Annotated in this window: 15 protein-coding genes; 3 read left to right on the top strand and 12 right to left on the bottom strand. The window is 42.8% G+C overall.

What is annotated here, in order from left to right; all coding sequences use genetic code 11:
• Positions 1-10: 10 nt before the first annotated feature.
• The gene (locus tag H8796_RS11450) at positions 11-1615 is read left to right on the top strand and encodes a RagB/SusD family nutrient uptake outer membrane protein (protein ID WP_117937041.1); all 1605 of its coding nucleotides are present in this window, start codon (positions 11-13) and stop codon (positions 1613-1615) included.
• Positions 1616-2005: 390 nt separating this feature from the next.
• Here H8796_RS11450 and H8796_RS11445 read toward each other — a convergent pair whose 3' ends face one another.
• From H8796_RS11445 to H8796_RS11395, 11 genes are all read right to left on the bottom strand, one after another.
• On the bottom strand, positions 2006-2779 hold the full coding sequence (locus H8796_RS11445; RefSeq protein ID WP_117937040.1) for a hypothetical protein: 774 nt from the start codon (positions 2777-2779) through the stop codon (positions 2006-2008).
• Between the two features lie 67 nt (positions 2780-2846).
• Complete coding sequence (locus H8796_RS11440) at positions 2847-4127, bottom strand: rhamnogalacturonan acetylesterase (RefSeq protein ID WP_187343979.1); 1281 nt, start codon at positions 4125-4127, stop codon at positions 2847-2849.
• A gap of 21 nt (positions 4128-4148) precedes the next feature.
• Positions 4149-5753 carry a fimbrillin family protein gene (locus H8796_RS11435; RefSeq protein ID WP_117937038.1) on the bottom strand — a complete coding sequence of 535 codons (1605 nt, stop codon included), beginning with the start codon at positions 5751-5753 and terminating at the stop codon, positions 4149-4151.
• A gap of 21 nt (positions 5754-5774) precedes the next feature.
• Positions 5775-6665, bottom strand: coding sequence for a fimbrillin family protein (locus H8796_RS11430; protein WP_117937037.1), 891 nt, complete (start codon positions 6663-6665; stop codon positions 5775-5777).
• A gap of 31 nt (positions 6666-6696) precedes the next feature.
• Positions 6697-7647 carry a fimbrillin family protein gene (locus H8796_RS11425; protein ID WP_117937083.1) on the bottom strand — a complete coding sequence of 317 codons (951 nt, stop codon included), beginning with the start codon at positions 7645-7647 and terminating at the stop codon, positions 6697-6699.
• A gap of 279 nt (positions 7648-7926) precedes the next feature.
• On the bottom strand, positions 7927-9057 hold the full coding sequence (locus H8796_RS11420) for a glycoside hydrolase family 88 protein (protein ID WP_117937035.1): 1131 nt from the start codon (positions 9055-9057) through the stop codon (positions 7927-7929).
• A gap of 13 nt (positions 9058-9070) precedes the next feature.
• Complete coding sequence (locus H8796_RS11415; protein WP_117937033.1) at positions 9071-10039, bottom strand: polysaccharide deacetylase family protein; 969 nt, start codon at positions 10037-10039, stop codon at positions 9071-9073.
• A 162-nt stretch (positions 10040-10201) separates the two neighbouring features.
• On the bottom strand, positions 10202-14491 hold the full coding sequence (locus H8796_RS11410; protein ID WP_117937031.1) for a two-component regulator propeller domain-containing protein: 4290 nt from the start codon (positions 14489-14491) through the stop codon (positions 10202-10204).
• Between the two features lie 90 nt (positions 14492-14581).
• Positions 14582-14896 carry an L-rhamnose mutarotase gene (gene rhaM / locus H8796_RS11405; RefSeq protein ID WP_004301580.1) on the bottom strand — a complete coding sequence of 105 codons (315 nt, stop codon included), beginning with the start codon at positions 14894-14896 and terminating at the stop codon, positions 14582-14584.
• Positions 14897-14914: 18 nt separating this feature from the next.
• A complete protein-coding gene (locus H8796_RS11400; protein ID WP_117937029.1) occupies positions 14915-16324 on the bottom strand; it encodes a glycoside hydrolase family 105 protein in 1410 nt (469 codons plus the stop codon).
• Positions 16325-16327: 3 nt separating this feature from the next.
• Positions 16328-18169 carry a rhamnogalacturonan lyase gene (locus H8796_RS11395; protein ID WP_117937027.1) on the bottom strand — a complete coding sequence of 614 codons (1842 nt, stop codon included), beginning with the start codon at positions 18167-18169 and terminating at the stop codon, positions 16328-16330.
• A gap of 244 nt (positions 18170-18413) precedes the next feature.
• Here H8796_RS11395 and H8796_RS11390 point away from each other — a divergent pair, with 244 nt between their 5' ends.
• Both H8796_RS11390 and H8796_RS11385 read left to right on the top strand, forming a co-directional pair.
• Positions 18414-19556, top strand: coding sequence for a glycoside hydrolase family 88 protein (locus H8796_RS11390; RefSeq protein WP_004304448.1), 1143 nt, complete (start codon positions 18414-18416; stop codon positions 19554-19556).
• 129 nt (positions 19557-19685) lie between these two features.
• The gene (locus tag H8796_RS11385) at positions 19686-21320 is read left to right on the top strand and encodes a rhamnogalacturonan acetylesterase (protein ID WP_187343978.1); all 1635 of its coding nucleotides are present in this window, start codon (positions 19686-19688) and stop codon (positions 21318-21320) included.
• A gap of 72 nt (positions 21321-21392) precedes the next feature.
• Here the strand turns inward: H8796_RS11385 and H8796_RS11380 are convergent, their stop codons facing one another.
• Complete coding sequence (locus H8796_RS11380; RefSeq protein ID WP_117937025.1) at positions 21393-24725, bottom strand: DUF6250 domain-containing protein; 3333 nt, start codon at positions 24723-24725, stop codon at positions 21393-21395.
• Positions 24726-24854 lie beyond the last annotated feature (129 nt).

Here is a 24854-nt window from a genome sequence, read left to right as displayed (position 1 = left end):
GAAAGAAACCATGAAACTATATAAATATCTTATAAGCGGAGGATTAGCTTTGACATTATCACTGTCCTCTTGTGAAAGTTGGCTGGAAGTAGAGCCTAACGATACACGGACTACAGACTATTTTTATTCCACGCCCAGTGAAATGGAACAAGCCTTGATCGGCATCTATAATGGTCTGCTCCCTATATCAGATTATTCCTGGTTAATGTCCGAAGTACGATCTGATAATGCCTGGGTAGATAAAACGACCGACAAACAACGTGATTATATTGACATAGGGACCTTCAACCCGAACATATCTACCATCAGTACCCTTTCGGGAGCCTGGAATGATTTATATGAGATTGTTGCACGCGCCAATATGTTTCTTAGTAAAACAGACGGAGTAACCTTCTCCTCGGAAACTATCAAAAACCAGTTCATCGGTGAAGCTAAATTTTTGAGAGCACTGGCTTACTTTGATTTGGTACGCTATTTCGGCCGAATCCCCATCGTACTAGAACCAGTGTCTGTGAATGAAGCAATGGCTATCAAGCAATCCGAACCTGTAGAAACGTATGAAACAGCGATTGTTCCCGACTTGGAAGACGCTGTAAAAAAGCTGGTAGACACTCCGTTAAACTATCAGGGAAACAGTGCTTCAGCCGGACGTGCAACTTTAACTGCTGCAAAAGCTCTATTAGGACGTGTCTACCTGACAATGGCCGGTTACCCTATACAAGACGAGTCAAAAAAAGCATTAGCTGAACAACTATTCAGCGAAGTGATCGATTATGCTTTCGCCAACAACAAATACTGGGCAAGTACCGCCGATGAATGGAAGAAAATATGGATTAGCGAGAATGACAACAAATATCATATTTTTGAGATCCAATATATTGCAGCAAAAAACTATGGCAATCCAATGGTCTTCAACTCTGTTCCGGCAGTCAACGACTCTTATACAAAAATACAAATGTCCGGTAATAGGATCTGGTGCGAAGCCAGATTAGCCGGTCGTTTCAAAGTAACCGACACAGAGGGAGTTTCTTTGGACAAACGTTGTCCAAGCACCATTAACACCGATGATTTCGTAGATGATGACGGAGTTCCTTATACAGGTGGAGAATTCTTCCAAAAATTCTTTGAGCATAAAATGAAACGTAAACTTTTAGGATTTGAAGACATCGATGACCAAATTGCCGATCGTACTTATTTTCCGATCAATTATCCGCTAATCCGGTTAGAAGACGTGATGCTTATGTATGCAGAGATAGTTGGCCCCACTGACAAAGCCATATCACTTGTCAAGCTTATTCAGGAACGTGCCGGAGTTTCAACAATCCCAAGCAGTGTCACTCCCGAAAAGTTTGCAGAAATAGTAGATATGGAGCGCCGCCTGGAACTGGCATCCGAAGGTATTCGCTGGCATGATCTTGTACGCCAGAACCGATACGTAGAGGTCTTACAGGAAATGTTCAAATTTTACGGTTCGGATGAAAACGGTGTCATTAGTAAGCCGGAAACGTACGAATTATACAAACTGGTTACCAAAGACTCATACATCTATCCAATACCGGATTCACAAATGAAGGTAAAAGAAGGATTGTACGAACAGAACAAAGGATATAATTAAGCAACATAATACTATTTATAAATTTGTTTGAAGGTTAGTAAATGAAAGTCCCCCGGCGACAGTTTGGGGGACTTTCTTGTATGTACAAGATATGATTGTACCCTTTACCATAGTCTGATATTCTCTACAAATTAGCTTTAAACAAGGCTTACTTCTGGTATTCATATTCTGATTATCAATCTTATATTTTTCACATCTTCTCTATATAAGCTTTAAATAACAACCTATTTATTGCAAGAAAACACTGATATAGAACCGCAATAAGGCAACAAATCAATGAGGTATCTCCGATATGAAACTGTGACATGGGAGTTCGACAAAAAGAAGAGGGAAACTGGTAAATCCAATTTCCCCCTTCTTAATGATATAAATACTGCGATTGCTCTTCTTTTATTTACCTATAGCACCTGCCCAGTCTTTTGCAAAGCGGAAATTACCGATATTTCCTTTAAAACCACTGCGATTTCTAAACGAAATTGCTTTCAGACCGGCTTTCAAAGCACCTTCTTCACCAACCACTACAGCATCGGCTTTCGGTTCATTCTGACTTAATTCAGGATCAATAAATAAAGAAACCTCATTCTTATTATAATCGACTTTCAATACCAGTAGATGCGTTGTATTATAATCATATACCATAGGAGCCTCATTACGTTCTTTCATCAAGCCTACAGCAAATTTGATTTTATCATTTCCTTCGCGTCTGACATATACCTGACCACGATTTCCTCCACCAACATAACTGGCACTCGCAGCCAAGATATCTGCCAGATTACTCGAACCAACTTTAGCAAAGTTTACCAGGCAAGCCAGATAATAAGTTCCTTTGGAGTAAACTTTCCCAGATTCTACCAATGAATATACACTGATACGAGAACCTTTCACCCCTTGTGGAAAACCAAAGTTGATAGATGGCCCCGCCTCACTATACCCCGTATACGTCAAAGCCTTTCCAACAGTAGGACTTATAACCCCTTCAACCGGCGTGGTAACAAATGCACCACACCAAGTGTCTACATTAATAGGAGCCCGTTTGTCATCATAAACCACTTTCTCCAAAATGTCACCATCCTTATAACCTTTCAAGAGATCATTCTTTAAAATTTGTGCCTGGCTTCCTACTGCAAGTACCGCCAATGCCATTGATGCTACTACTCTTTTCATAATCTTCTTCTATTTTATATTTTTTAATTGACGTTATTTCTCAAATGCCGGAGTAATCTTTCTGTTATCAATTACCGTCCGGTTTTTCTATTTCTGTAAACGGACAAAGATTCCATTTGAAATTCTCAAATTTATCCGGATGTTTTGGGTCGAATCCTTTATAGTCTTTCCTCAAAAGCTTCACTGCATCCAAATCAGCAGTCTTCATTCCTTCAATTATACATTTGGCCAACTCATAAGCCCCGAAAGTATTGGAATGTGAATTATCTTTCAGCTCCTTCGTTTGTCCCGGATATGTATTGGCAGGATAATGTACGAATGCATGTTTGGAATCCTCTTCTCCCATTGCTTCATAAAGGGTACGGCTTATTTCGTTCAAGTCAATCAAAGGTACATTTTCTTTGGCTGCTAACCAACGAATCGCATCAGGATAATCAAGATGAGTGTTTACTATTTTACCATTCTTATCAAAACGACGACGCTGGGTAGGAGTTACCAATACAGGCTGTGCGCCTCTGGAACGTGCTTCATCAATATAAATCTTCAGATTATACATGAAAGAATAAAAGGCTCCTTTGCCTGGTCCCTTCTGTTTCTGATCGTTATGCCCAAACTCCATAAAAAGATAATCACCCTTCTTCATCTGCGTCAACGCTTTCTTCAAACGCCCGGCACCAATAAAAGTATTGGCAGATTCTCCGGATTCTGCATAATTGGCAATAGCTACCTGATCGGTAAACCAACGCGGAAACATTTGTCCCCAGGCAGCCCAAGGCTCATTATCATAGTCCACTACGGTGGAGTTACCACAGAGAAAGATAGTAGGTACTTTATCGGCACGTTCAATAACCAAAGAGGTTACACGAGGTGCATCACCATTAAATTCAAGCGTCAGTTTTTCATCCCAGTTCAACTTATTCTTTTCGCGCGCCTTGATTTTGACTTTCTCTCTTTCACTGATTTTCATATTCCGTTTGTTGACGGTAAAAGATTCAGCAATCATTTCTCCCTTCCTGGTCGGAAGATTCTCAATCAACAGTCGGCGGGACTCGGCACGTACTGTTGTATTCCCTGCTGAATCCTTGCTGCCAAGAGTGACAGTCACTTTATAATTACCATCTGGAACATTGACTGAAAAGAAAAAAGGTTGATTGCTTTTTCCATCCCACGACGGTTGCAAGTCATACCCAAAACCCTGTTCGTCATTGAACAAGGTTTCAGATGTTACTTTGGTATATCCTTCTTTTACTTTTTTGTCGGAAGTAAAGTCGAACTTATAAACTTGTGCCCGGACTAAAAGACAACTGGCTACTAACAACAGACTAACCAAAAGTATTACTTTCTTCATTATCATACGAATATCTTTATATTAGAATCCCAGGAAGAAACGATAAGTATAAACATTGGTCTTAACACCGCCAGTCCCTGCCGAGCCTGCAGTTTTGGAATAAGTAACAATATACATATTCTTATTATTTCGTTCCGTACTGCTCCAATAAGTAGCAGATGTATCCATTGCTTTATCCGATACTTTTATCAACTTAGAATTCAGCCTACTCTCTAAAGAATTATCTTTATCCTGCAAAGCGATAAGCTCTCCACTTGAGGGCACATACCAACCTGTAGTAATAGACGGAGACGGAAAGTTACTTTCACAATCATCCTGATATTGGAAACATTCAAAATCTGTTTTGAATGTTTCATAATACAAATCCAGTACTTCCGAGTTATTATATCCCAAAAAGCGAAGCGGTTTGTTTTTATTATTTTCATTTACATCATAATATCCGGTGACGGAAACATAAGAAGAAGTAAATGAAGTGGTCATAAACCAGTCATGTATACTTTGAGTAAGAGCAGGAGAAAATTTACCCGTTTCTGTATAGAGACTCATTACCAATCCATGAACACAATTAGGATGTGAACGAAGCAATGCATCATTATTGGCTGTATAGGGAGTTCCCGCTACGTCTTTATACAGTACAGAAGGCATTGGATTTCCCACCCAACAAACGATTCCAATACAATTATCCTTTGCAGGTTCCGCTTCATTGCCACTTACCACGCTACCATCCGCATAATAATAATCGCCTACCTGCAGATGGTGAGTCACCTCTTTATATCCGCCATCGACAACAAAACGTTTATACTTCCCTTCTTTCATCTTTTCAGCCGTATCAAACATACATTGTTTATCATTGTAATGACCGATAATTTGATTCTCCGAAGATGGTTTTCTTAACAAACGATATTCGTCTTTCTTCGCGTCATAATAAGGAGAGATTTTCGTTCCTTCATCCACATGGTCCAGATAGAACGCTACATCAACCGGCATAGCAATGTAAGGAGTTTCTTCCGGCATTGCCACTCCCTCTGCATCCGTAAAAATATACCGTGTGGAAGGCAACTTTACAACAAGCAGACTCATACGATGTGTCAACTGAAAACTCAATGTATAGTTTCCATTTTCACCAATCAACGCAGTTGCATTTGAAGTCATCAAGTCCTGCTTCGCATACGTTTTCTGTTCACTCTGTTCTGTTGTCAATTCCCAGCCAGCCACTAAAGGAGCAAAAAAATCATCACCTGTTAAATCTGTTTTCCCTGTCATTTCCGATTGATAAGGATAGTATGCATAAAAAGTCACTCCAGCCAACCGGTCGTCATACAATATCGGTTTGCCCGACCAGCTTGAGCCATTGAACGTAAATGGCATATTATTGATTTCATCCAATATGCTTCCATCTTTTACGGCAAACAATCCGATTTGATCCCCCTGCGTAAAAGTGGTAACAAACCCTGTATCTTCCGTTCGTGTAGATGATTCATTGCTAATCAGTCCTGTATCAGTCACATTTAATACAATGCCATTCCGTACATTTCCCGGAACTTCTTCTTCATTTTGAGAACAACCAGCCCAACCGAACAACATGATGGTCAGCAAGGCTACTTGCATAAATTTATATTGTTTCATCTTCGCTTCAATTTTTGAATATTATTCTTTGTCCGTTCCTTCCACTTCTTCATCATCACCATCCCACGAAACAGAATCTTTCTCTATTGTCACTTTCAGTCCCGGCTTACCCACTCCTACATTGTATGTATATTGGTGCCCACCTTCCAATAGCCCCTCTCCATTACCAGGTGTATGACCGAAATTCCTGCCATCTTTCAATGTAACTTTGAAGAATGACTTACCGGACATATCCTGTGGAACCATCAACAACTGGAAAGAATAAATATACCCTTCCCTGGCATCTTCCAACTTATAAGGTTTCATCACTATCGCTTCAACTCCCGCCGCAGGCTGTAATTTGCCTTCTGTCATGGTGCCTTTTGTTATGGCACTTACAGTAAACACCATATCTTTCAAGTCTTCCTCCGACACCGTATCTCCGTCACCTTTTACATTGATAATCAACTTTACTGTTCCATGATGGAATTTAAGTTTCCGTTCGCTACGGAACTTCATTTTCTCATAAGCATAAAGAAAATCCGAGTTTTTATATGACTCTTCATTAGTTTGATCAGTAGCTACAGTCCATTCTGTCAATAAGGTTTCCGAAGAAGGATACCAGGCAAACAATGTTTCTTCTTCCGTTGTCGTATACCAATAAAGAGGATCATTATTTTTAGCGCTCATTTCGCCTGATTGAGAAACCTCATACAGCTTTTGTGAGAAACCATCATAAAGGGAAACAGTTTCTCCCCCATCCCATTCAGTCTTCTCCCCGATGCTGCGCGTAAAAGTCATAGCTGATTTTTCCGCCATTAGTTCCATCGGATATTGATTATTCCGAAACTCGTCTTCTGCTACATTGGTACACGCCCCTAAGAAACCTGTCACTACCAATAAACTACCGAGCCATAATTCATATCTTTTCATATCGTTCTTTTTTTGAATCCTTGTCAGTCGTTTATTCAGTAACCGAAGCAGTCACATCTTTATCCTCTTCTACAATCCAGTCTTCAATTTCCGCTCTGGTAATTGTCATAGCAGGATTTTCGAATGTCACATTGTAAGGATAGGCATGTCCACTTTCCAGATTCTGGACGGGCATGTATTGCGTATAGGTTTCATCATTCATTCTCACTTCCAGCAAAACTTTTTCCGGCATATCCTGCGGGAATAGAATAATAGATGCAGTCATTTCGCCTTCTGCCGGTTTAACAATGTCCATACTTAATTCCGAGTTCGGAGTAGCACCACTTTTAGCAACAGCCACACCGGTATTTACGTCAAAAGAGCCTTCCAACTGCAGACTTTTCAGGTAAACCTTCATATTATTTAGTGTAGCACCATTGGTTGCTTTAAACTTCAATATGATTTTGGTCATTTTATGAGAAAAGTCAAATGTAACGGGAGCCTCCGCACGAACTCCGGTAGCTTTGGCGAACAGAAAGTCTATTTGCGATTGTTTGTCCGTTGCCTGATCTGCACCGCTTATCGTTTTTGCAATCACCCCTTCCGTACCCGGCAATGTCCCGTTCGTACCCTGATAGGGATAATAGGCATTTAAAGTAAACTCACCTTCTCCCTTCAAACGGATATTATTATCTGTTGAACCTTCATTTACAACACGGAATGCACCACCGGCTTCATTGCGATATTGGATGTTGATATAAGTATCCACTGCATTAGCCGTCGCATTATCTGCATCTGTTTCAACAGTTACTCCAATACGATCGTCTGATCCCCATGCCGCACCGACAGCACGAGTTTCCTGAACATTATTCACCACTTCATTGATATTTCCGAAAATTTCGATGGGTTTATAAGCACGGTCCGCTTTTCCCGACTCTTCGTCACTACAAGCAGAAAAAACTAATGACACTACCATAGCAGCAGCTAAATACATGTTTTTCATTGATGTCTTCATTTTAAGTTATTGTTTTTTTTAATTTTTTACTTCTGCAAATGTAGACGTACTTATTGAACTACACAATGGACGATTGTACGCAAATACCTTGGCAATTATTCATTCAGGGGAACAAAGGACTCCAGAGTATAATTACCTATGGAGAAGTGTATATTATTCTATTTCCATATAAATAGAAAAGGCAGTCGAAAGCAATAACGTAAAAAAGAGAAATTGCCTTCGACTGCCTTATTTTAAAGATGACTGGTTGGTTACGCCCGATATGTATTATCTCAATTTGTACACCTCTGTTCCGGCAAGCAGGAAACAACCGACTCCGTAATCTTCAAAATCAGGTACACTCTTGTAAGTAACCGGCTGTCCGTCTTTAGGTTCCTTGCCTGTTCCCTGCACATATCCCAGAAATCCGTTCGGGTGTACGGCATCTTTCACCATAGCGCTCCATGCTTTTAGAAGGACGGGAAGATACTCTTTACGGTCGAGTAATCCGTTACGGACTCCCCACGCCATACCATAAACAAATAAGGCTGTACCGGAAGTCTCTTTTCCTCCGAAGTTCGTCGGGTCGTGAAGACTGACATTCCAGAAACCATCTTCACGCTGACATTTCTTCAAAGCCTTGCTCATGGTCAGGAAATCATTGATATAGTCCTGACGGTGTTTCTCGTCAGAAGGAATTTCATCCAATACACGTACCAAGGCAGCATATACCCATCCGTTTCCACGACTCCAATAGCAATCTTCGCCATTCGGCTCTTTATATGGAGGATTGAAATCCTGATCGCGCCACCACAGGCCGTCTTTGGGGTTGAACATACCCGTTTCATCGTGTTGGCTGCGTGTGTAGTAGTACATATCCCACATCTTATCGTAGTATTTCTGTTCTCCGGTCATCTTTCCGAATTTGGCGAAGATAGGCATCGCCATTTGCACGGCATCAATCCACCACCAGTCGTTCACCTGCGGGGTGTTCACCACCATATCGATACTTGCTTTGATATTCCGGATCATGTTCGGGTCTGACGGGCAGATATTATAGATGTCAATGTAAGTTTGCCCGCAACAGTGGTCGTCCGCATTACGGGTAGTATTGCCGTTGCGCATTCCCCATTTGTGGAAATCGGCCCAGTCGTAAGTATACTTATAATAATCTTCACGCGGATAAATAGAATAGAGAGCCATCAATCCTTCATAATATACACCACGCGTCCAGATATTACTGGGACGTACACGACCATAAAAACTGGGAGTAGTGTAATCGGCATACTTTTTCATAAAGTAACCGTTCACCTTTTTCATAACCTCTAATGTTTCCTTCTGATCGGGCAGAGTTTGAGCACTGACACTGACAACACTTGTCAAGATAAGAAAGAGTAATAGTACTAATTTATTCTTCATGTACATTCTTTGATTATTTATAGTTGAAACTTACTTTTATTTTCCCTGCGTACGGATTGAAATCGAAAATAACCTTATCTCCGGAGATATGTGCAGAAAGCTGCTTTTTGCCTTGTTTCACGGATACTTCCTTCACTTCTTCCCCCACAAGCACCATGGTTAGTGGTTCTGTATACAAATTCTTGTCTAATGTCATTTCAGGAGTAATCGTCAACCCTTTTTTATTCATGGCAATATTTAATTGAACATCATCCCTCTCTTTTATATAGGCAGCTACCTCACGGAATGTACCTATCCAAATCTTATCTTCCAAGCTCTTCACTTTATCCAAGTGTTCCCAAAATAAAGAAGGCTCTTTAAAAGCATCATAACCATAATTAATTCCATGAGTCATACCTACTCCCCACTCTTCTTTTTTCATTAAATCATCCAACCATTTGGCAAATCGTTGGGGAGTCGATTTCCCACCGATCGAAATCTGCCTGGTACGTGTCCCTACCCTATTTTCGGAAGCCAGTACTACAATTTCATCAGTCTTATAATTATACGGGTAGCAGTAAGTGACAGGTCTAACGCCTATATTGGCAAAAATTGCACTATCATTCTTTTCTATTTCAGTTTTTACTTGTTCCAAAGTCAAACGCTTCGCATTCTGATGTGACCAGCTATGATTAGAAATCTCATGCCCGTTCTTTGCCATTTTCCTTAGTTCATCCCAAGTTATTCGAGGTAATTTGGATGATGCTCCTTGTTCCGTATAATAACCGCAAACCCAAAAAGTTCCTCTAAAGCCACGCTTCTCCAATTCAGGTGCAGCCACAGTGGCATGTTCTGCCAAACCATCATCAAAAGTGTAGGAGATAGCACAAGTCTTGTCCTGTTTATATTTAGCAACATAAACTTTCCAATCTGCTGCCGACAGGGTACTTATACAGAAAGCATAAAAGAAAAAAGTCAGAATAAAAAAAGAAAGTGTTTTCATGATTCTATTATAATGATTAAATACATGGATACATATAACCAGACACTATTTACCCTGCAAAGATAGGTGTACCTTCCCTATTGCACAATGGACTATTGTACACAAATATAAGGACTATTATTCAATATAAAGGTCCGGAAACAAGATGGATAAAATTCCATCCTAATCTTGCGTAGAATCACTATCATTACTCACACCACGTTGATAAACGGACGGTGCTACTCCGAATTGAGCTTTGAAGCATTTACTGAAATAGAAAGGATCGCTGATACCCACCTTATAGGAGACTTCTGCAACCGTCAGATTATCTTCCGACAGTAACAACTCGGCTGCTTTCTTCATGCGCACAACACGTAAATATTCATTAGGCGAATATCCCGTTACTCCACGTAGTTTCCGATAAAATACCGTTCGTCCCAACTTCATCATCTGTGCAAACTCATCAATAGAGAATTCAGGCCGGGCGAGGTTCTGTTCAAGGATGGCAGCCAACCGATCTGCAAATTCTTTATCCCGGTCAGTGGTACACATGGCCGGACGCACAATACCCGGTTCACTGGAGAACTTCTCACGCAATTTATCGCGCTGCTCGATCAGGCGGAATACACGTGCCAACAACAATTTTACACTAAACGGTTTGGCTATGTAAGCATCCGCTCCGGCTTCTATACCTTCCAGATGTTTCTCCGGCGAACTCAAAGCAGTCAGCAGAATGATAGGAATATGGCTCGTATCAAAATCCGATTTCAGCTTCTTAGTTACCTCAAATCCCGTCATTCCCGGCATCAGAACATCACAGATAATCAAATCGGCATCATACGTACGTGCCTTCTCAAATCCGGATGTACCGTCAGCAGCAACTTCTACTTCGAAATAGGCTCCGATTTCCTCTTTCAAGAATTCACGAATATCATTGTCATCTTCAATAATCAAGACTTTCCGTTTATTCAGAGGAACAGCCAGTTTTTCCGAGTCAGGAAGTTCTTCAGAGAGCTGCAACAAATGATGCGCATGTCCATCCGCCTCTTTCAGCAGTACATTGCCCGGGACAAGGAAGTCTTTCTCCGAATACACCGTCTTATCCGTCGGAATGCATACGGTAAACACAGAACCACCGCCTTCATTATCCTTATACTCAATCGTTCCTTTATGTACCTGAACTAGTTCATGGCTCAAATGCAACCCTACACCGATACTGTCACCGGAGAAGTTACTCTGCATAAATCGTTTGAACAATTCGTTCTGCTTCTCTTTAGGAATGCCGACTCCCGTATCCGAAACCTGAATCTGCAAGGTTTGCTTCCCTTCGTCCACATTCACCGAGAGAATAATTGTTCCGTTCGAAGGAGTATATTTAAAGGCATTTGAAAGCAGGTTATAAGTCACCTTATCCAAATTTCCTTTATCAATAAACATTTTATAGGACGGCACCGAAGGCAGGAAACGGAAATTCATATTCTTTTGTTCCGCTACATCTCCGAAGCTCAAAAATATTTCATAAAGGAAAGAGATGACATCCGTTTCCTCTAAAGAGAGTGCCAGCTTATTATTCTGCATCTTTCTGAATTCCAGCAACTGATTGATAAGCCTCAACATACGCTGCGTGCTCTTATCCATTGTTTTCAGCGGATATATCAATTCACGCGGGATATCAGTCACACGTTGAATCTTCTCCAATGCTCCCTGAATCAAGGTAAGCGGAGTACGGAATTCATGAGAGATATTGGTAAAAAACACCAGTTTATATTCTGTCAACTGCTTTTCTACATTGATGCGGTTACGCAAGCCGTTAAAGTTACGAACGATACGGAAAGCAAAGTACAAGGCTATGATTAATAACAGCACATAACCCAGCATTGCCCAAGTCGTTTTCCAGAATGGAGGGACAATTACAATTTTCAGTGTAGTCTCGCTATCATTCCAAACACCCGTTCCATTGCTCGACTTGACGTGAAGTATATAAGTTCCCGGATTAAGATACTTAAACGAAGCAAAATTCAGAGGAGAAGGAGCACTCCATCCCTGATCGTAATTTTCCAGCCAATACATATATTTGGTATGACCGCTATCCGAATAATCAAAAGTAGAGAAATCTATCAAGAATGAGTTCTGAAAAAACTTCAGGGTTATTTCGTCCGAATAAGCCAACGATTGCTTTAATGGAGAGTCCTCCATCTGCGGATTCATCTGGGTTCCATTGACATATAAATCCGTGAAAACAACCGGGGAGAAAGTTTCGTTATCCTGTATCTTTTCAGGATCGATCACTATTAATCCGTAGTTTGTGCCAAAAAGCAGTTTTCCATCTTCGCGCATACAGGCACTATTCTCACTATACACATTTCCCAGTGTATAGGAAGAAAAGAAATAGTTTTCAAAAGAATGGGTAGCCGGATTAAATTTGGAAATACCATATTCGGTGGCAACCCAGAGATTCCCCTTTTTATCTCCCAGAATGGACTGGATTACATCGTTAACCAATCCTTCGGAAGTTCCGTAATGTTCATATTTCAAAGAACAATAGTTATCCTGCGGCTCACAAAGATTCAGTCCCGAACCGGACGTACCAATCCACATCCGCCCTTCCGTATCCCGATAGATACACTTGATTTCATTACTGCAAAACTTTCCGTTTGTATAACTGAAAAGATGATAATTATCAGCATCTGCAATCAGTGAATCCGGATGAAAAATACAAATACCCTCACTGGTTCCTACCCACACCATCCCATTTGCGTCTTCTTCTATCACACGCACCATCCTCATTCCGAATGTTTGCTGGAAGAAATGACGGAATTTATATTTACCGTCGGGAGTAGGTTCAGCCAGTTCCAGCCCACCGCCAAATGTTCCTATCCACATGCGGTCTTTACGGTCGCGATAAATGGCAAAAACGTTATTATCGGATAAGGCTGTCAGGTCAGAAGGATTATTATAATACCAGGTATCTCCCACTTTGAGACCATTTCCACGAGTTCCCATCCACATTCGTCCCTGCTTGTCTTCGGTGAGAGCATAGATATTAGAATGAAAATATTGATTGGTCATTTTCGAATGAAGGCTTGAATCAAAGGTGTATAATCCCCCCTTACGCGTACCTACACAGATATCTCCATTAGACATTCTGGTAAGCATACGGATGGTGTTCGACCGGTCGAACAAATCACGGGATTCGGGATAGATACGGGAAGTTCCTTCATTCAATACGGAAATACGGGACAAGCCTGAATATTCCGAAGCTACCCAGATGCCACCGGCACGATCTTCCATCACATATTGCAGGAAATCCGAACTGATATGACTCTGGTCATTAATGTTCGCCACAAAATGTTCCAGTTTATCTTCGGCAGTATTATAAGCGAAAAGCCCATTTCCATAGGTTGAAATCCAAATAATTCCCCGGGAATCATGGACGATATGATAACGTTCAAAGTCGATATAGCTTATCTTATCCTGGGGAATCAACTGGAAATCCTTACTCTCTCCGGTTTCGGCAAGCACGTATGTAAGCCGTCCCGTATGATTGTATATCCAATAATCTCCACGATTATCACGTATCAATTCTCCCTTTTTAATATTCAAACGAGGATCTGCGGCCACCTCTCCGGTAGCAAACTTATAAGTATATACTCCGGTAGTAGTCAGGATCACCCACTTATCTTTCAACAGGAAATTTCCGGTTGGCGATGTCGCCCCTGCCACAGTGGCAAGAGAAGCCAACTTTTGCATCTTTTGAGTAGCCTCCTGATAATAATAGATATCTCCATCTGCTGTAAGGAAATACATATCGTCCTTATAGGCCAGCGAAGAAGTGAAGTGAATTAATCGGTCTTCTATCCGATATTGTCCGTTGGAGACAGAAACCAGTCCGCATTGAGTGCCGATCCAGATACGGCCACTGGCATCCTCATTCACAAATTTCACCCGGTTATCCGGCAGGTTTCCACGTTCGGTCCTGAATACGGTAGATGTCATCTCACCATTTTTCTGATGTACCATCTTCCGGCAGCCATTTCCCGAATGGGAAAGCCAGACATCTCCGTTAGCAGCGACAAAAACCGTTGAATAATTCTGCCTTAACTCGCCACAACCGGTATAGTCCACAAAACGGGCACGTTGTAAATCATAGCAACTATATAATTCAGGTGTAGTAGAAATCCACAAAAAGCCATCTTTATCTTCTGTCAGATCGTAAATACGGTTGTCTGCCAAAGATACCTCATCACCGATTTCCGGACGGAAAGTGAGAAAAGAGTTGCCATCATAACGACTTAACCCGTTCAAGGTAGCCAGCCACAAAAAACCTTTACTATCCTGATAAATATATCGAATAGAGTTATTGGGAAGGCCGTCACTCGTTCTCATTTGTGTAGAACGAAGCTCAATTGCACTATAAGCATTCAACACAAAACTAACAAGAAAGGTAAAGATCAAAAGGTGTCTTTGCATCATATAGATTCCAAGATTAATAATAAATGTTGGACAAAAATAGTCAAGATAGTTGAGATAATGAAAGAAACGGCTCACCTAATTACTAAAAAATCAATCCATGTGGAATACTTCCGGCAAAGGAATAGACACCGGTGAGTTGTCCGGATTCACTTCCATGATATCCGCCATATAGTCCCACCATTTCTGCACAATCTCCGTATTACCCAAGTCCTGCGAACCGGCCTCACCTTCCGTTTTCTGGAAAGCAAACAGGATATTGGTCTCCTTATCCCAATAAATCGAATAGTCCGACACTCCGTTTTTGGAAAGCAATGCTTTCAATTCAGGCCAGATGGCAGCATGTCTTTTCTCATATTCAGCTTCACATCCGGGTTTTAAATACATTTTAAAAGCTTCTCGTTTCATGGTTCTATCTATTTAAAGTTAATCTTTCTTTTCTTCTGTATCGATGGCAAAAATAGGTGCAGTCGTCTTCTGTTTCACCTGATAATACTGAACGGCACTGTCATTCATCTGCGGGTACTGATTCTTCAATAGAGAGATCATTTCCGCACCTGCCCAAAGCATCGGTCCGTATCCATGTGCCGCATATACATTGACCGGACGATAGTAATAAAAAGCAGGATCGAAAGCCATCCCCGTACCCACGCAAGTGCCTTCCACCTGACCTTCCGCATTGATCTTACCGGCCACGGCATGCCATCCCAAATGAGCGACAGGTCCATAAGCAATGGCATCAATCCAGCCTTTATTGATAGCATGTGCCAAACAGTATACGTAAATAGCCGTAGCAGACGTCTCCAGATAAGAATCATTCCGGTCGAGCAATTGATGCCAAAGCCCTTCTCCACTTTGCAAGGCAGTCACTCCGCGTACATGAGCCCGGAAATAATCCATCACTCTCGCGCGTTGGGGGTAATCTTCCGGCAATACATCGAGCAATTCGCATGCTGTCAGCATAGCCCACCCATTGGCTCGCGCCCAACAAAAGGCAGGATGATCGGTGCTGCTTTCCACCCATCCATGACGATACAATCCTTTTTCGGGGATAAACATACGGTCGGCAAATTGCAGGAATTGTCTGACAGCCTCCGCCAGATATATCTCTTTTTGAACCTTGTCATAACGGCTCATCTGGGCTACTGCGGGAATCCCCATAAACATGTCGTCCAGCCAAAGTGTATTATGTTGCGGACGATTGCGGGCAAAAGTACCATCTGCCAACCGGTATTCTTTATTCTGAATAAAATCAAAATAGTTCTCAATTAATCCGTCTACAGGAAGTGAGCGGTCTTTCACACGGACTTTCACCATCGCTGCACACACAGCCCCGGCATCATCCAGGGCATGAGGAGTGAGGATTTGCAGTAGTTGAGGGTCTGTTGTGCCTTTCTCTTCGTACACACGCTTAAAATGAGGCGCCACTTCCGCCAGAAAGCGGAAACGGTTCTGCACATAGTCCATGTAACGTTGATCGCCCGTGGCTTCGGCAGCTGCTATCAAGGCAGAATAGGTTACTCCCCATTCGTAACTTGCCAGACGGAAAGCACCACGTTCCAGTTGCGCTTCCTCTCCCATCGTAGTGTAGTCGGTAATCAGTTTACCAGTGTTCTTATCTACCACACGTGCCGGAGTTTCCTTATCAATATAAGCAAATACACAGTCTATATCTTTCTTGATCTGTCCGGGTGTCAGGTCACCATAAGTGCCCTGATAAGCAGGTTGCAGCAAATGCAAAGGAGTATTTGAATCATTTACTACCGTTTTCTTTTTCTGTGCACTAACCGGCAAAGTTGCCAGTAATAAAGCAATGGTTATGATACGAATATTCATAATCTATTTTTTAGGTATTTTACATCCTCTGAATACAGTGCCCTGAAGCTCTGGCCCGAAATAGAATCCGGGCTGTGTAGGCTGATTATAAGCCACATTCTGGGTAGCGATACTTATACGATAAATCGGATCTTCGAGGAAAGTATGAAAACGATAGTCGGTAGGAATAGTGGAGACGTAAAGCCGTAAAGCTGTATTATCAGCTGTACGCATCAGTACTTCTTCGCGCCAGTCACCTACGATATCTCCCTGAAGGCAAGGATTCGCTTTGGTTCCATTATTGGAAAAAGTTCCCTCAAAAATGGCTATGCGCTCACACACTCCTTTTTCCCAATTATATTTGCTGACCATATTTCTATCCAACAATTCACGCAACAAATCTCCATCCCACCAAACAGCCATATTACAGGATAAACCTCTTACCCGGTCTTTTACCACCTCTCCTTTCACATTCCTTATTCCTCCGGAAGCAACAGACCACATTTCAACGCCCGGTTGAGTCGGGTCAATATCAGCTGCCATACAACGCCCTACATCTGTATTGTCTTTAATCTGAAATATAACTTCTCCGGTAGCTGCATCCCGATAGGTAGAACCATCACGTTTATTTTCATGACAATCCCATACTTGCAGCCCTTTACGAGAGGGGTCGAAATGAGTCAGATGAATGGCATCGCCGTGTCCCATTTTCGTGGTGTAGAGTCCTTTGCCGTTATGGTCTATGGCGCATGAACCGTAGATGATCTCATCGCATCCGTCACCGTCCACGTCACCTACCCGCAGGTTGTGGTTTCCTTGTCCGGCATAATCTTCACAACCGGGATTATTACTGTCGAATACCCAACGTTGTTTCAGCTCCTTTCCATCCCAGTCAAAGGCAGCCAATACAGTACGTGTATAATATCCGCGACACATCACTACGCTTGGGTGTATGCCGTCGAGATAGGCAACGCAGGCCAGAAAACGGTCACTGCGATTACCACGACTGTCTCCCCAACCCATCAAGTCTCCTCTTTCGGGCACATAATCAATTGTTTGCATCGCTTCTCCTGTCAATCCGTTAAAAACTGTCAGATATTCCGGTCCGGTCAGGATACGTCCTTGTTCATTCCGATAGTCAGCCTGCGCATCCCCAATCACTTTGCCTGTTCCATCCACCGTTCCGTCCGCGGTCTTCATCACTACTTCCGCTTTGCCGTCACCATCGAAATCGAACACCATAAACTGGGTGTAGTGTGCACCGGCACGTATGTTACGTCCCAGATTAATACGCCATAATAGTTTTCCGCTCAACTTATAGCAATCAACATATACTTCTCCCGTATAGCCGTCATGTGAATTATCATGTGCATTACTCGGGTCCCATTTCAGAATAATCTCATATTCGCCATCACCGTCCACGTCACCGATACTGGCATCATTCGGAGCATAAAAATAGTTTTGCCCTGACGGAGTCGTACCATCTTCGGGGCGGTTCAACGGAATATTCAGATAACCCAATGGGGCATTTGCCGGTAATTGATAGCTACTTTCCGTTTTCCCTTCCCTTGCTTTCACGGTATAAAGTACAGATTCTGTCCCTGCATAGGTATCCTGAAAGAAAGTGGCATCCTTCAACGGGTGTTTGTTTATCTTTTCATCGTTCCTATAAATATCAAAAGATTCATTCATCGGGTCGGAAGACAAATAACGCCAGGAAACAGCCACAGTAGACGGATTCTCCCGGATAGCAATTATACCACGTCCCAGACGTTCGCGTTTCAAGTTCAAAAAGTCATAGTTTGGCTGGGCTATCGAGGAGATAGCTATCAGGCAGAAACTAAAAAAAAGAGTTATGCACTTCATAGTTTTATCGATTAATCAAATTACAACACAAAAGTAAAGGACGCAGCCCATTGATAAAATAGAATATTGTACAGATATATGTAGAAATCATCATTAGACGTACTTTTAACACTATTTTCTGCCGTCTCGTGAACGAATTTAAAGACATTTGCACGGAAATCCATTGAAAAAGAAAAGAACGTCTCTTACCTTTGCCATAGAAATTAGTATAAACAGCAAATTAATAAAACAGAACTATTGTACCATGAAGAAACCACTATTCTTACTCTTTACAGGATTGCTTCTTTCTTGTCTGATACCAGTCCATACGGTCGCAGCACAAGAACTCCCGACACAAAAAGAGACTTTAGAGAATATCATAAAGGTTAATGACTACTTTATGAAAAAGTATGCCGATTACACTACTCCCAGTTTTTACGGTCGTGTACGTCCCAGCAATATATGGACGCGTGGTGTATATTATGAAGGATTGATGGCTCTCTATTCTATTTATCCGCGTGAGGATTATTATAAGTATACTTACGACTGGGCCGATTTCCACAAATGGGGAATGCGCAACGGCAATACTACCCGTAATGCGGACGACCATTGTTGCGGACAGGCGTACATTGATATCTATAAAATCTGCCCGTCAGACCCGAACATGATTCGGAATATCAAAGCGAGTATCGATATGGTGGTGAACACCCCGCAGGTGAACGACTGGTGGTGGATTGATGCTGTGCAAATGGCAATGCCTATCTTCGCTAAATTTGGAAAGATGACCGGAGAACAGAAATACTACGATAAGATGTGGGATATGTACTACTACACACGCAGCCAACACGATGAAACGGGTATGTTCAACCCCAAAGACGGCCTGTGGTGGCGCGATCAGGATTTCAATCCTCCATATAAAGAGCCGAATGGCGAAGATTGCTATTGGAGTCGTGGAAACGGATGGGTATATGCTGCCTTGGTACGTGTATTGGATGAAATTCCTTCTGACGAGAAACACCGTCAGGACTATATCAATGATTTCCTGACCATGAGCAAGGCTTTGAAGAAATGTCAGCGTGAAGATGGTTTCTGGAATGTCAGTCTTCACGACCCGACGAACTTCGGAGGAAAAGAGACTTCCGGTACAGCCTTATTTGTTTATGGTATGGCGTGGGGAGTCCGCAACGGATTGCTCGACCGTAAAGAGTATCTTCCCGTCCTTTTAAAAGCATGGAACGCTATGGTGAAAGATGCCGTACACCCGAACGGATTTCTGGGATATGTGCAGGGAACAGGTAAGGAGCCTAAAGACGGACAGCCGGTTACTTACAAGAGTGTACCTGATTTTGAAGATTATGGAGTCGGTTGTTTCCTGCTTGCCGGAACAGAAGTTTATAAATTAAAATAACATACACTGTTTTTTCATTAGGTTTAAAGATAATCATTCATTAGGTTTAGTTAGAGGTTAGTTAGTAGTTAGCTCCCTCACTGACTGTTTAAACACAAGTCAGTGAGGGAGTTCAAAGAAAATAGATTTATGAAAAGCAAATTATTCCCGTATATATGTTGGCTGACAGCCATTACATTCAGTTTGCAACTGCAAGCGCAAAATAAAGTTTCCGCTCCCATGGCAGATGTCAATCAGGTAGTTGACAACACGCTGGATAGCCTGAATAAAGCACGTACCTCGCGACCGGAAGCCGGTTCCAGCCGTAAAGGTGACAACCCTGTTCTGTTTCTGGTAGGTAATTCGACCATGCGTACCGGAACTTTAGGCAATGGCAACAACGGACAATGGGGATGGGGCTATTTTACTGGCGAATATTTCGATTCCAACCGGATTACTGTTGAGAATCATGCGTTGGGAGGTACCAGCAGCCGTACTTTCTACAACCGTCTTTGGCCGGATGTAATCAAAGGTGTACGCCCCGGAGACTGGGTTATCATCGAATTGGGACACAATGACAATGGTCCTTATGACAGCGGACGTGCCCGCGCCTCTATTCCGGGAATCGGCAAAGATACGCTGAACGTAACCATCAAAGAGACTGGAGTGAAAGAAACCGTATATACATACGGGGAATATATGCGCCGTTTTATTCAGGATGTAAAAGCAAAAGGCGCTCATCCTATCCTATTCTCGCTTACTCCCCGCAATGCTTGGGAAGATAAAGACAGCACCATTATCACACGTGTGAACAAGACTTTCGGATTGTGGGCAAAACAAGTAGCCGAAGAACAGGAGGTTCCTTTTATTGATTTGAATGATATCAGTGCCTGCAAATTCGAGAAGTTCGGTAAGAATAAGGTGAAATATATGTTCTACATCGACCGTATACACACAAGTGCTTTCGGCGCTAAAGTCAATGCGGAATCTGCTGCGGATGGAATACGTGCTTATGAGGGACTGGAATTGGCCAATTATCTGAAGCCCGTTGAGAAGGATACTGTGACAGGCTCCAGTCGTAAAGAGGAACGTCCGGTATTGTTTACTATCGGAGACAGTACAGTCCGAAATGAAGATAAAGACAAAAACGGTATGTGGGGTTGGGGAAGCGTAATTGCCGATGAGTTCAATCTGGATAAAATTTCTGTAGAAAACCGTGCCATGGCAGGACGCAGTGCCCGCACTTTCCTGGACGAAGGTCGTTGGGATAAGGTTTATAATGCCTTGCAGCCGGGAGATTTTGTGCTGATTCAGTTCGGACATAATGATGCGGGAGACATTAATGTAGGCAAAGCCCGTGCCGAACTGCGTGGTTCCGGTGACGAGAGCAAAGTCTTTTTGATGGAGAAAACAGGGAAATATCAGGTGATTTATACATTCGGCTGGTATCTTCGGAAATTCATTATGGACGTTCAGGAGAAAGGAGCTGTTCCTATCGTTCTAAGCCATACTCCACGCAACAAATGGAAAGATGGAAAGATAGAACGCAACACAGAGTCTTTCGGCAAATGGACACGTGAAGCAGCCGAAGCTACCGGGGCTTACTTCATTGATCTAAATAAGATTAGTGCCGATAAACTGGAAAAGGTGGGTATCAAGAAAGCGGCTGCTTACTATAACCACGACCATACGCATACTTCCCTGAAGGGAGCACACATGAATGCAAAAAGCATTGCCGAAGGACTGAAAAGTACTGATTGCCCATTGAAAGAGTATTTGAAGTAGTACAAAGGAAAATACAATAAAGGCAAGGAAGAAATATCGACTATATAGAATGCCATATATCAAACGTATCAATTATTCATCCCTCGGAATAACTTCCTGCATATAAATAGCGTCGAGACTCCAAAGGGCAGCATCATTCGTGCTGATGCTTGTACATTCATCTAATGGAGCCGGAACTTCCGGTGGAAGGATGGTCGTGATACGGAAAGAGGGTGCAGGAGTATGTTCCAAACGGGTGAATAAGTCCGTCCAGGCTTCTTCTGCCATTTGTCTATCACGCAGATGATAAGCCGCATAAGCCATCAGACGGGATATACGGAAACGGCTGTGACTAAGTTCCCATGCTTTCTTCTTGTAACGCGCGGCATGGTCAAGCCAGGCGTCTTTCCATTCGGGTATATCAATCATACGCATCATTTCATTGGCAATCTCAAATCCACCCATGATCGTCATTAAATGATTAGTCGATTCCAATTTCGGATCACATTCGGTTGTGATGATGCCTGTTTCTGGATCAAATCCCAGAGCTTTTGGGCCGGTAAACAGGCGGTTGGGTAAGGCGGAAATACTCTTCATTCCTGCTATGATTTTATCACGATAAACCGTGTTACCTGTACGCTCCCACTCTGTCATCCAATTACCTGCATAGGCCAGCCAGTCGGGACCGATACGCAAACGGGCAGGTGCAGTGCAAGGATATTCACTGCGAGGTTGAGCCAGACGCATAGGGTCTAGTTCGTAGAGTTTATGGTCGGCATCTTTGACTTCGGTCATTAAGTCTCCGGAGCGTTCGTCAGTGGTGAGATAATGGTAGAAACGGTTCCAGGCGGCCTGACTGATTCGTGCTTCTTTTGCACCACATCCCCAATGACTCACATTATGACGGCTACCCAATCCGGCATTCGGACCGATGTGGTAAACGTCGACTTCACCCGTATGCCGGGTCATGGCTTCAGCCATACGCCAGATGTCGGCACGGCCGGTACGGAGAAAATTATACCAAAGCCACATATTGGAAGCAAGTTCCGTATTATCCCAGGCAAAGCCTCCGATATCATAACGCCAGGTATGACGGACAGGATCATAAGCGTGCATCACATCACCATAATTCCAGAAGCCATACCATTTGTTCTGTTCAATGGCTTTCTGGTAGAAGTGGATGTAAGCGTCCAGACGCTCTTCCACACGGGTACGAAAAGAAGTACTGCGATCGGGGAGGCTCCATATTCCAAAAGCCCGACGGTTATGCAGGTATTCCGGAGTTGGCATTAATATGCTGGTGGCAGAGAGCTGTCGGGCGTCATCCGCAAAAGTTTTCTTTCCTGTGTAGCCTCCTTGCGGAACGAGAGTGAGCGTGGTGGTGCGGGCAATACCATAGGGAGTACTCATTCCTTCCTGCACATCTTCATAGCTGGCATTCAGGCCGTGAGCCACATTATCATAGTGGCGTAAGTCCATCGGTTCTGCATCCGGACTCCACAGCCAGGCAGTAAGCGTGGCAACCGGAGTTCTTGCATCTGAAATTTCGATAGAAGACGGATAAGATTGCCAGAAGTCATGCAAGCAAAGTCCCAGTCCACCTGTTATATCACCGGCAAAAGCATAACCGTCACTACGGGTACCGGAGAAAGTCCCTATCCAGGGAGCATCACCATTAGTGCGTTTACGAATGGAAAATGCGTCAGCCGTAAGTTGAGACAGGCGGTAGTCATTCCATGAAGCCCAGTCATTAAGCAATTCCCGATTTTTCTCGTCAAAAGCTTCATAAGGAGGAATACGTTTTCCCTCCATCTGTTGCTGTTGCAAAGATAGATCATCTTGTATCTGTGGCATGGTAAGCATACGTCGCCCCACTAATGGTTGCACCGGTTCACTCCAGACTCCTCCATCCGCACACGAAAAAGCGACGTGACGATTATACAGGGCTTCACGCATCGGAACATCGAAACGAATGCCCAGACTACGGATGAAATCCATCTTCTGATCGCCGTCATAGATAAAGCTATGCACCATTTTTATTTGTTCACTACCAGCATAAAAATAGAGGCGGACAACAAAAGGAAGCCACTCACGATTATTCAGACTGTCATCTTCAGAGTTAGAGTTATCGGTAGAAATTCCCTTATTCCTATTCCGATGTACACCTTCCAGCTTGACAAGTGTCCGCACAGAACCAGCGCGTTCGATACTTACTGACTTTATTTCTCCTGCATAATGAAAAAAGGAGACCCGGGAGGTATTTTCAAGAACTGGTCCGCTTTGAGTACTACAGACAAGACGCGCTTTCTCCCCTACTTTAGTTCCTTTATACAGCAAGCTATCAATCAGAAACTCTCCGTGCCGGGGAATATATACGGAAAGCACTCCTGTTTCTACTTGAATATTTTCAGGTGTTTCAGTGATAGAGATAGAAGCCTTAGGCTGTTTATTAGTAGTTTTTACTTTCTTAGAGGCTTTTTCTAATGTCAATCTTTCTGTCCCGGCAGGAATGACTCCGGCAACTCCACTCCATTTCACAGAACCATCCGGCCAATAGGCTAATGGCCAGGTATCCACCGGAATATCTTGATATTCATTCACTTTTAGCTGTAACGGAGTTGCAGGAAATACATCTCCTTCATCAAAAGGGACTCCGAAACTTACCGCTTTATCCTGTTCAGGAATATCACCTATCCAATGCAAAGGAACGGCAGATGTCTGTTGCGGTGAACATTCATAACGAAAGTTCGTAATGCGGGTACGCGATAAGGTGGTACGAAAGCCGAACCATCCTTCAGTCAGAGGTTCGGCATCGCGGAAGTCCACCAGTTGCTTGCCGTCTATGTAATAACTAATCCTATTATCTTCATTGGTTATCTTGATGTGATACCAGTGATTTGCCTTTAGCAAATGATCGGCATCCGTATATTCTTTCCATATAGCAGGACGCGCTTTAGGATCTGTAATCCCTGCTTCATTACCGTCATAACGGCGGAAGCGCGTAGTGGAGTTATAATTCCCGCCATATCCCATATAGTAGAGTTGCAGGGAATAACAATTCAGAAAGATTCCGTTACGCCACTTTTCACGTTTCCAGATATTATCAGGACAGGTAGGATCCGAAGCCATCCAGAAACAATTCAAATCACTCAATCGGTCTCCTTCTTTTTCTACAACTATGCACGCGTCATATTCAATCGTTACCCGTCCATTCATCTTTTCTTTTCGCCAGAGAGTAAGCCCTTTGGGAGAAACGATTTCGGCTGTATCACCGATAAATGTCACTTTATAATCAGGAGACTCCGATTCGACCTTCCAATATTTATGAAACTGGCGGGCGTTGAGCCCGGAGACTTGATTGTCTTGTGCATTCATGTTCATTCCCAAAGTGATGAAAAGGAACAAAAGAGGAAATATGTTCTTCATACGTCAATAAGCTATGTCACACTGCAAAAATAAGGAGAGCCGATTAATAAAGAAATGGAATATCATCCATTTATATGGCGATTCGTGCAAATACAAAAAAAAGAACAACCCGACAAGATGGCCGGATTG

The sequence above is a fragment of the Bacteroides sp. M10 genome, assembly GCF_014334015.1.
GTDB lineage: Bacteria > Bacteroidota > Bacteroidia > Bacteroidales > Bacteroidaceae > Bacteroides > Bacteroides intestinigallinarum.
This window is presented reverse-complemented; position numbering and strand designations above follow the sequence as displayed.

Bases quoted from the DNA above. Each gene is read 5' to 3' on its own strand.
- H8796_RS11450 (WP_117937041.1), top strand. From the start codon at position 11: ATGAAACTATATAAATATCTTATAAGCGGAGGATTAGCTTTGACATTA.
- H8796_RS11445 (WP_117937040.1), bottom strand. From the start codon at position 2,779: ATGAAAAGAGTAGTAGCATCAATGGCATTGGCGGTACTTGCAGTAGGA.
- H8796_RS11440 (WP_187343979.1), bottom strand. From the start codon at position 4,127: ATGAAGAAAGTAATACTTTTGGTTAGTCTGTTGTTAGTAGCCAGTTGT.
- H8796_RS11435 (WP_117937038.1), bottom strand. From the start codon at position 5,753: ATGAAACAATATAAATTTATGCAAGTAGCCTTGCTGACCATCATGTTG.
- H8796_RS11430 (WP_117937037.1), bottom strand. From the start codon at position 6,665: ATGAAAAGATATGAATTATGGCTCGGTAGTTTATTGGTAGTGACAGGT.
- H8796_RS11425 (WP_117937083.1), bottom strand. From the start codon at position 7,647: ATGAAAAACATGTATTTAGCTGCTGCTATGGTAGTGTCATTAGTTTTT.
- H8796_RS11420 (WP_117937035.1), bottom strand. From the start codon at position 9,057: ATGAAGAATAAATTAGTACTATTACTCTTTCTTATCTTGACAAGTGTT.
- H8796_RS11415 (WP_117937033.1), bottom strand. From the start codon at position 10,039: ATGAAAACACTTTCTTTTTTTATTCTGACTTTTTTCTTTTATGCTTTC.
- H8796_RS11410 (WP_117937031.1), bottom strand. From the start codon at position 14,491: ATGATGCAAAGACACCTTTTGATCTTTACCTTTCTTGTTAGTTTTGTG.
- rhaM (WP_004301580.1), bottom strand. From the start codon at position 14,896: ATGAAACGAGAAGCTTTTAAAATGTATTTAAAACCCGGATGTGAAGCT.
- H8796_RS11400 (WP_117937029.1), bottom strand. From the start codon at position 16,324: ATGAATATTCGTATCATAACCATTGCTTTATTACTGGCAACTTTGCCG.
- H8796_RS11395 (WP_117937027.1), bottom strand. From the start codon at position 18,169: ATGAAGTGCATAACTCTTTTTTTTAGTTTCTGCCTGATAGCTATCTCC.
- H8796_RS11390 (WP_004304448.1), top strand. From the start codon at position 18,414: ATGAAGAAACCACTATTCTTACTCTTTACAGGATTGCTTCTTTCTTGT.
- H8796_RS11385 (WP_187343978.1), top strand. From the start codon at position 19,686: ATGAAAAGCAAATTATTCCCGTATATATGTTGGCTGACAGCCATTACA.
- H8796_RS11380 (WP_117937025.1), bottom strand. From the start codon at position 24,725: ATGAAGAACATATTTCCTCTTTTGTTCCTTTTCATCACTTTGGGAATG.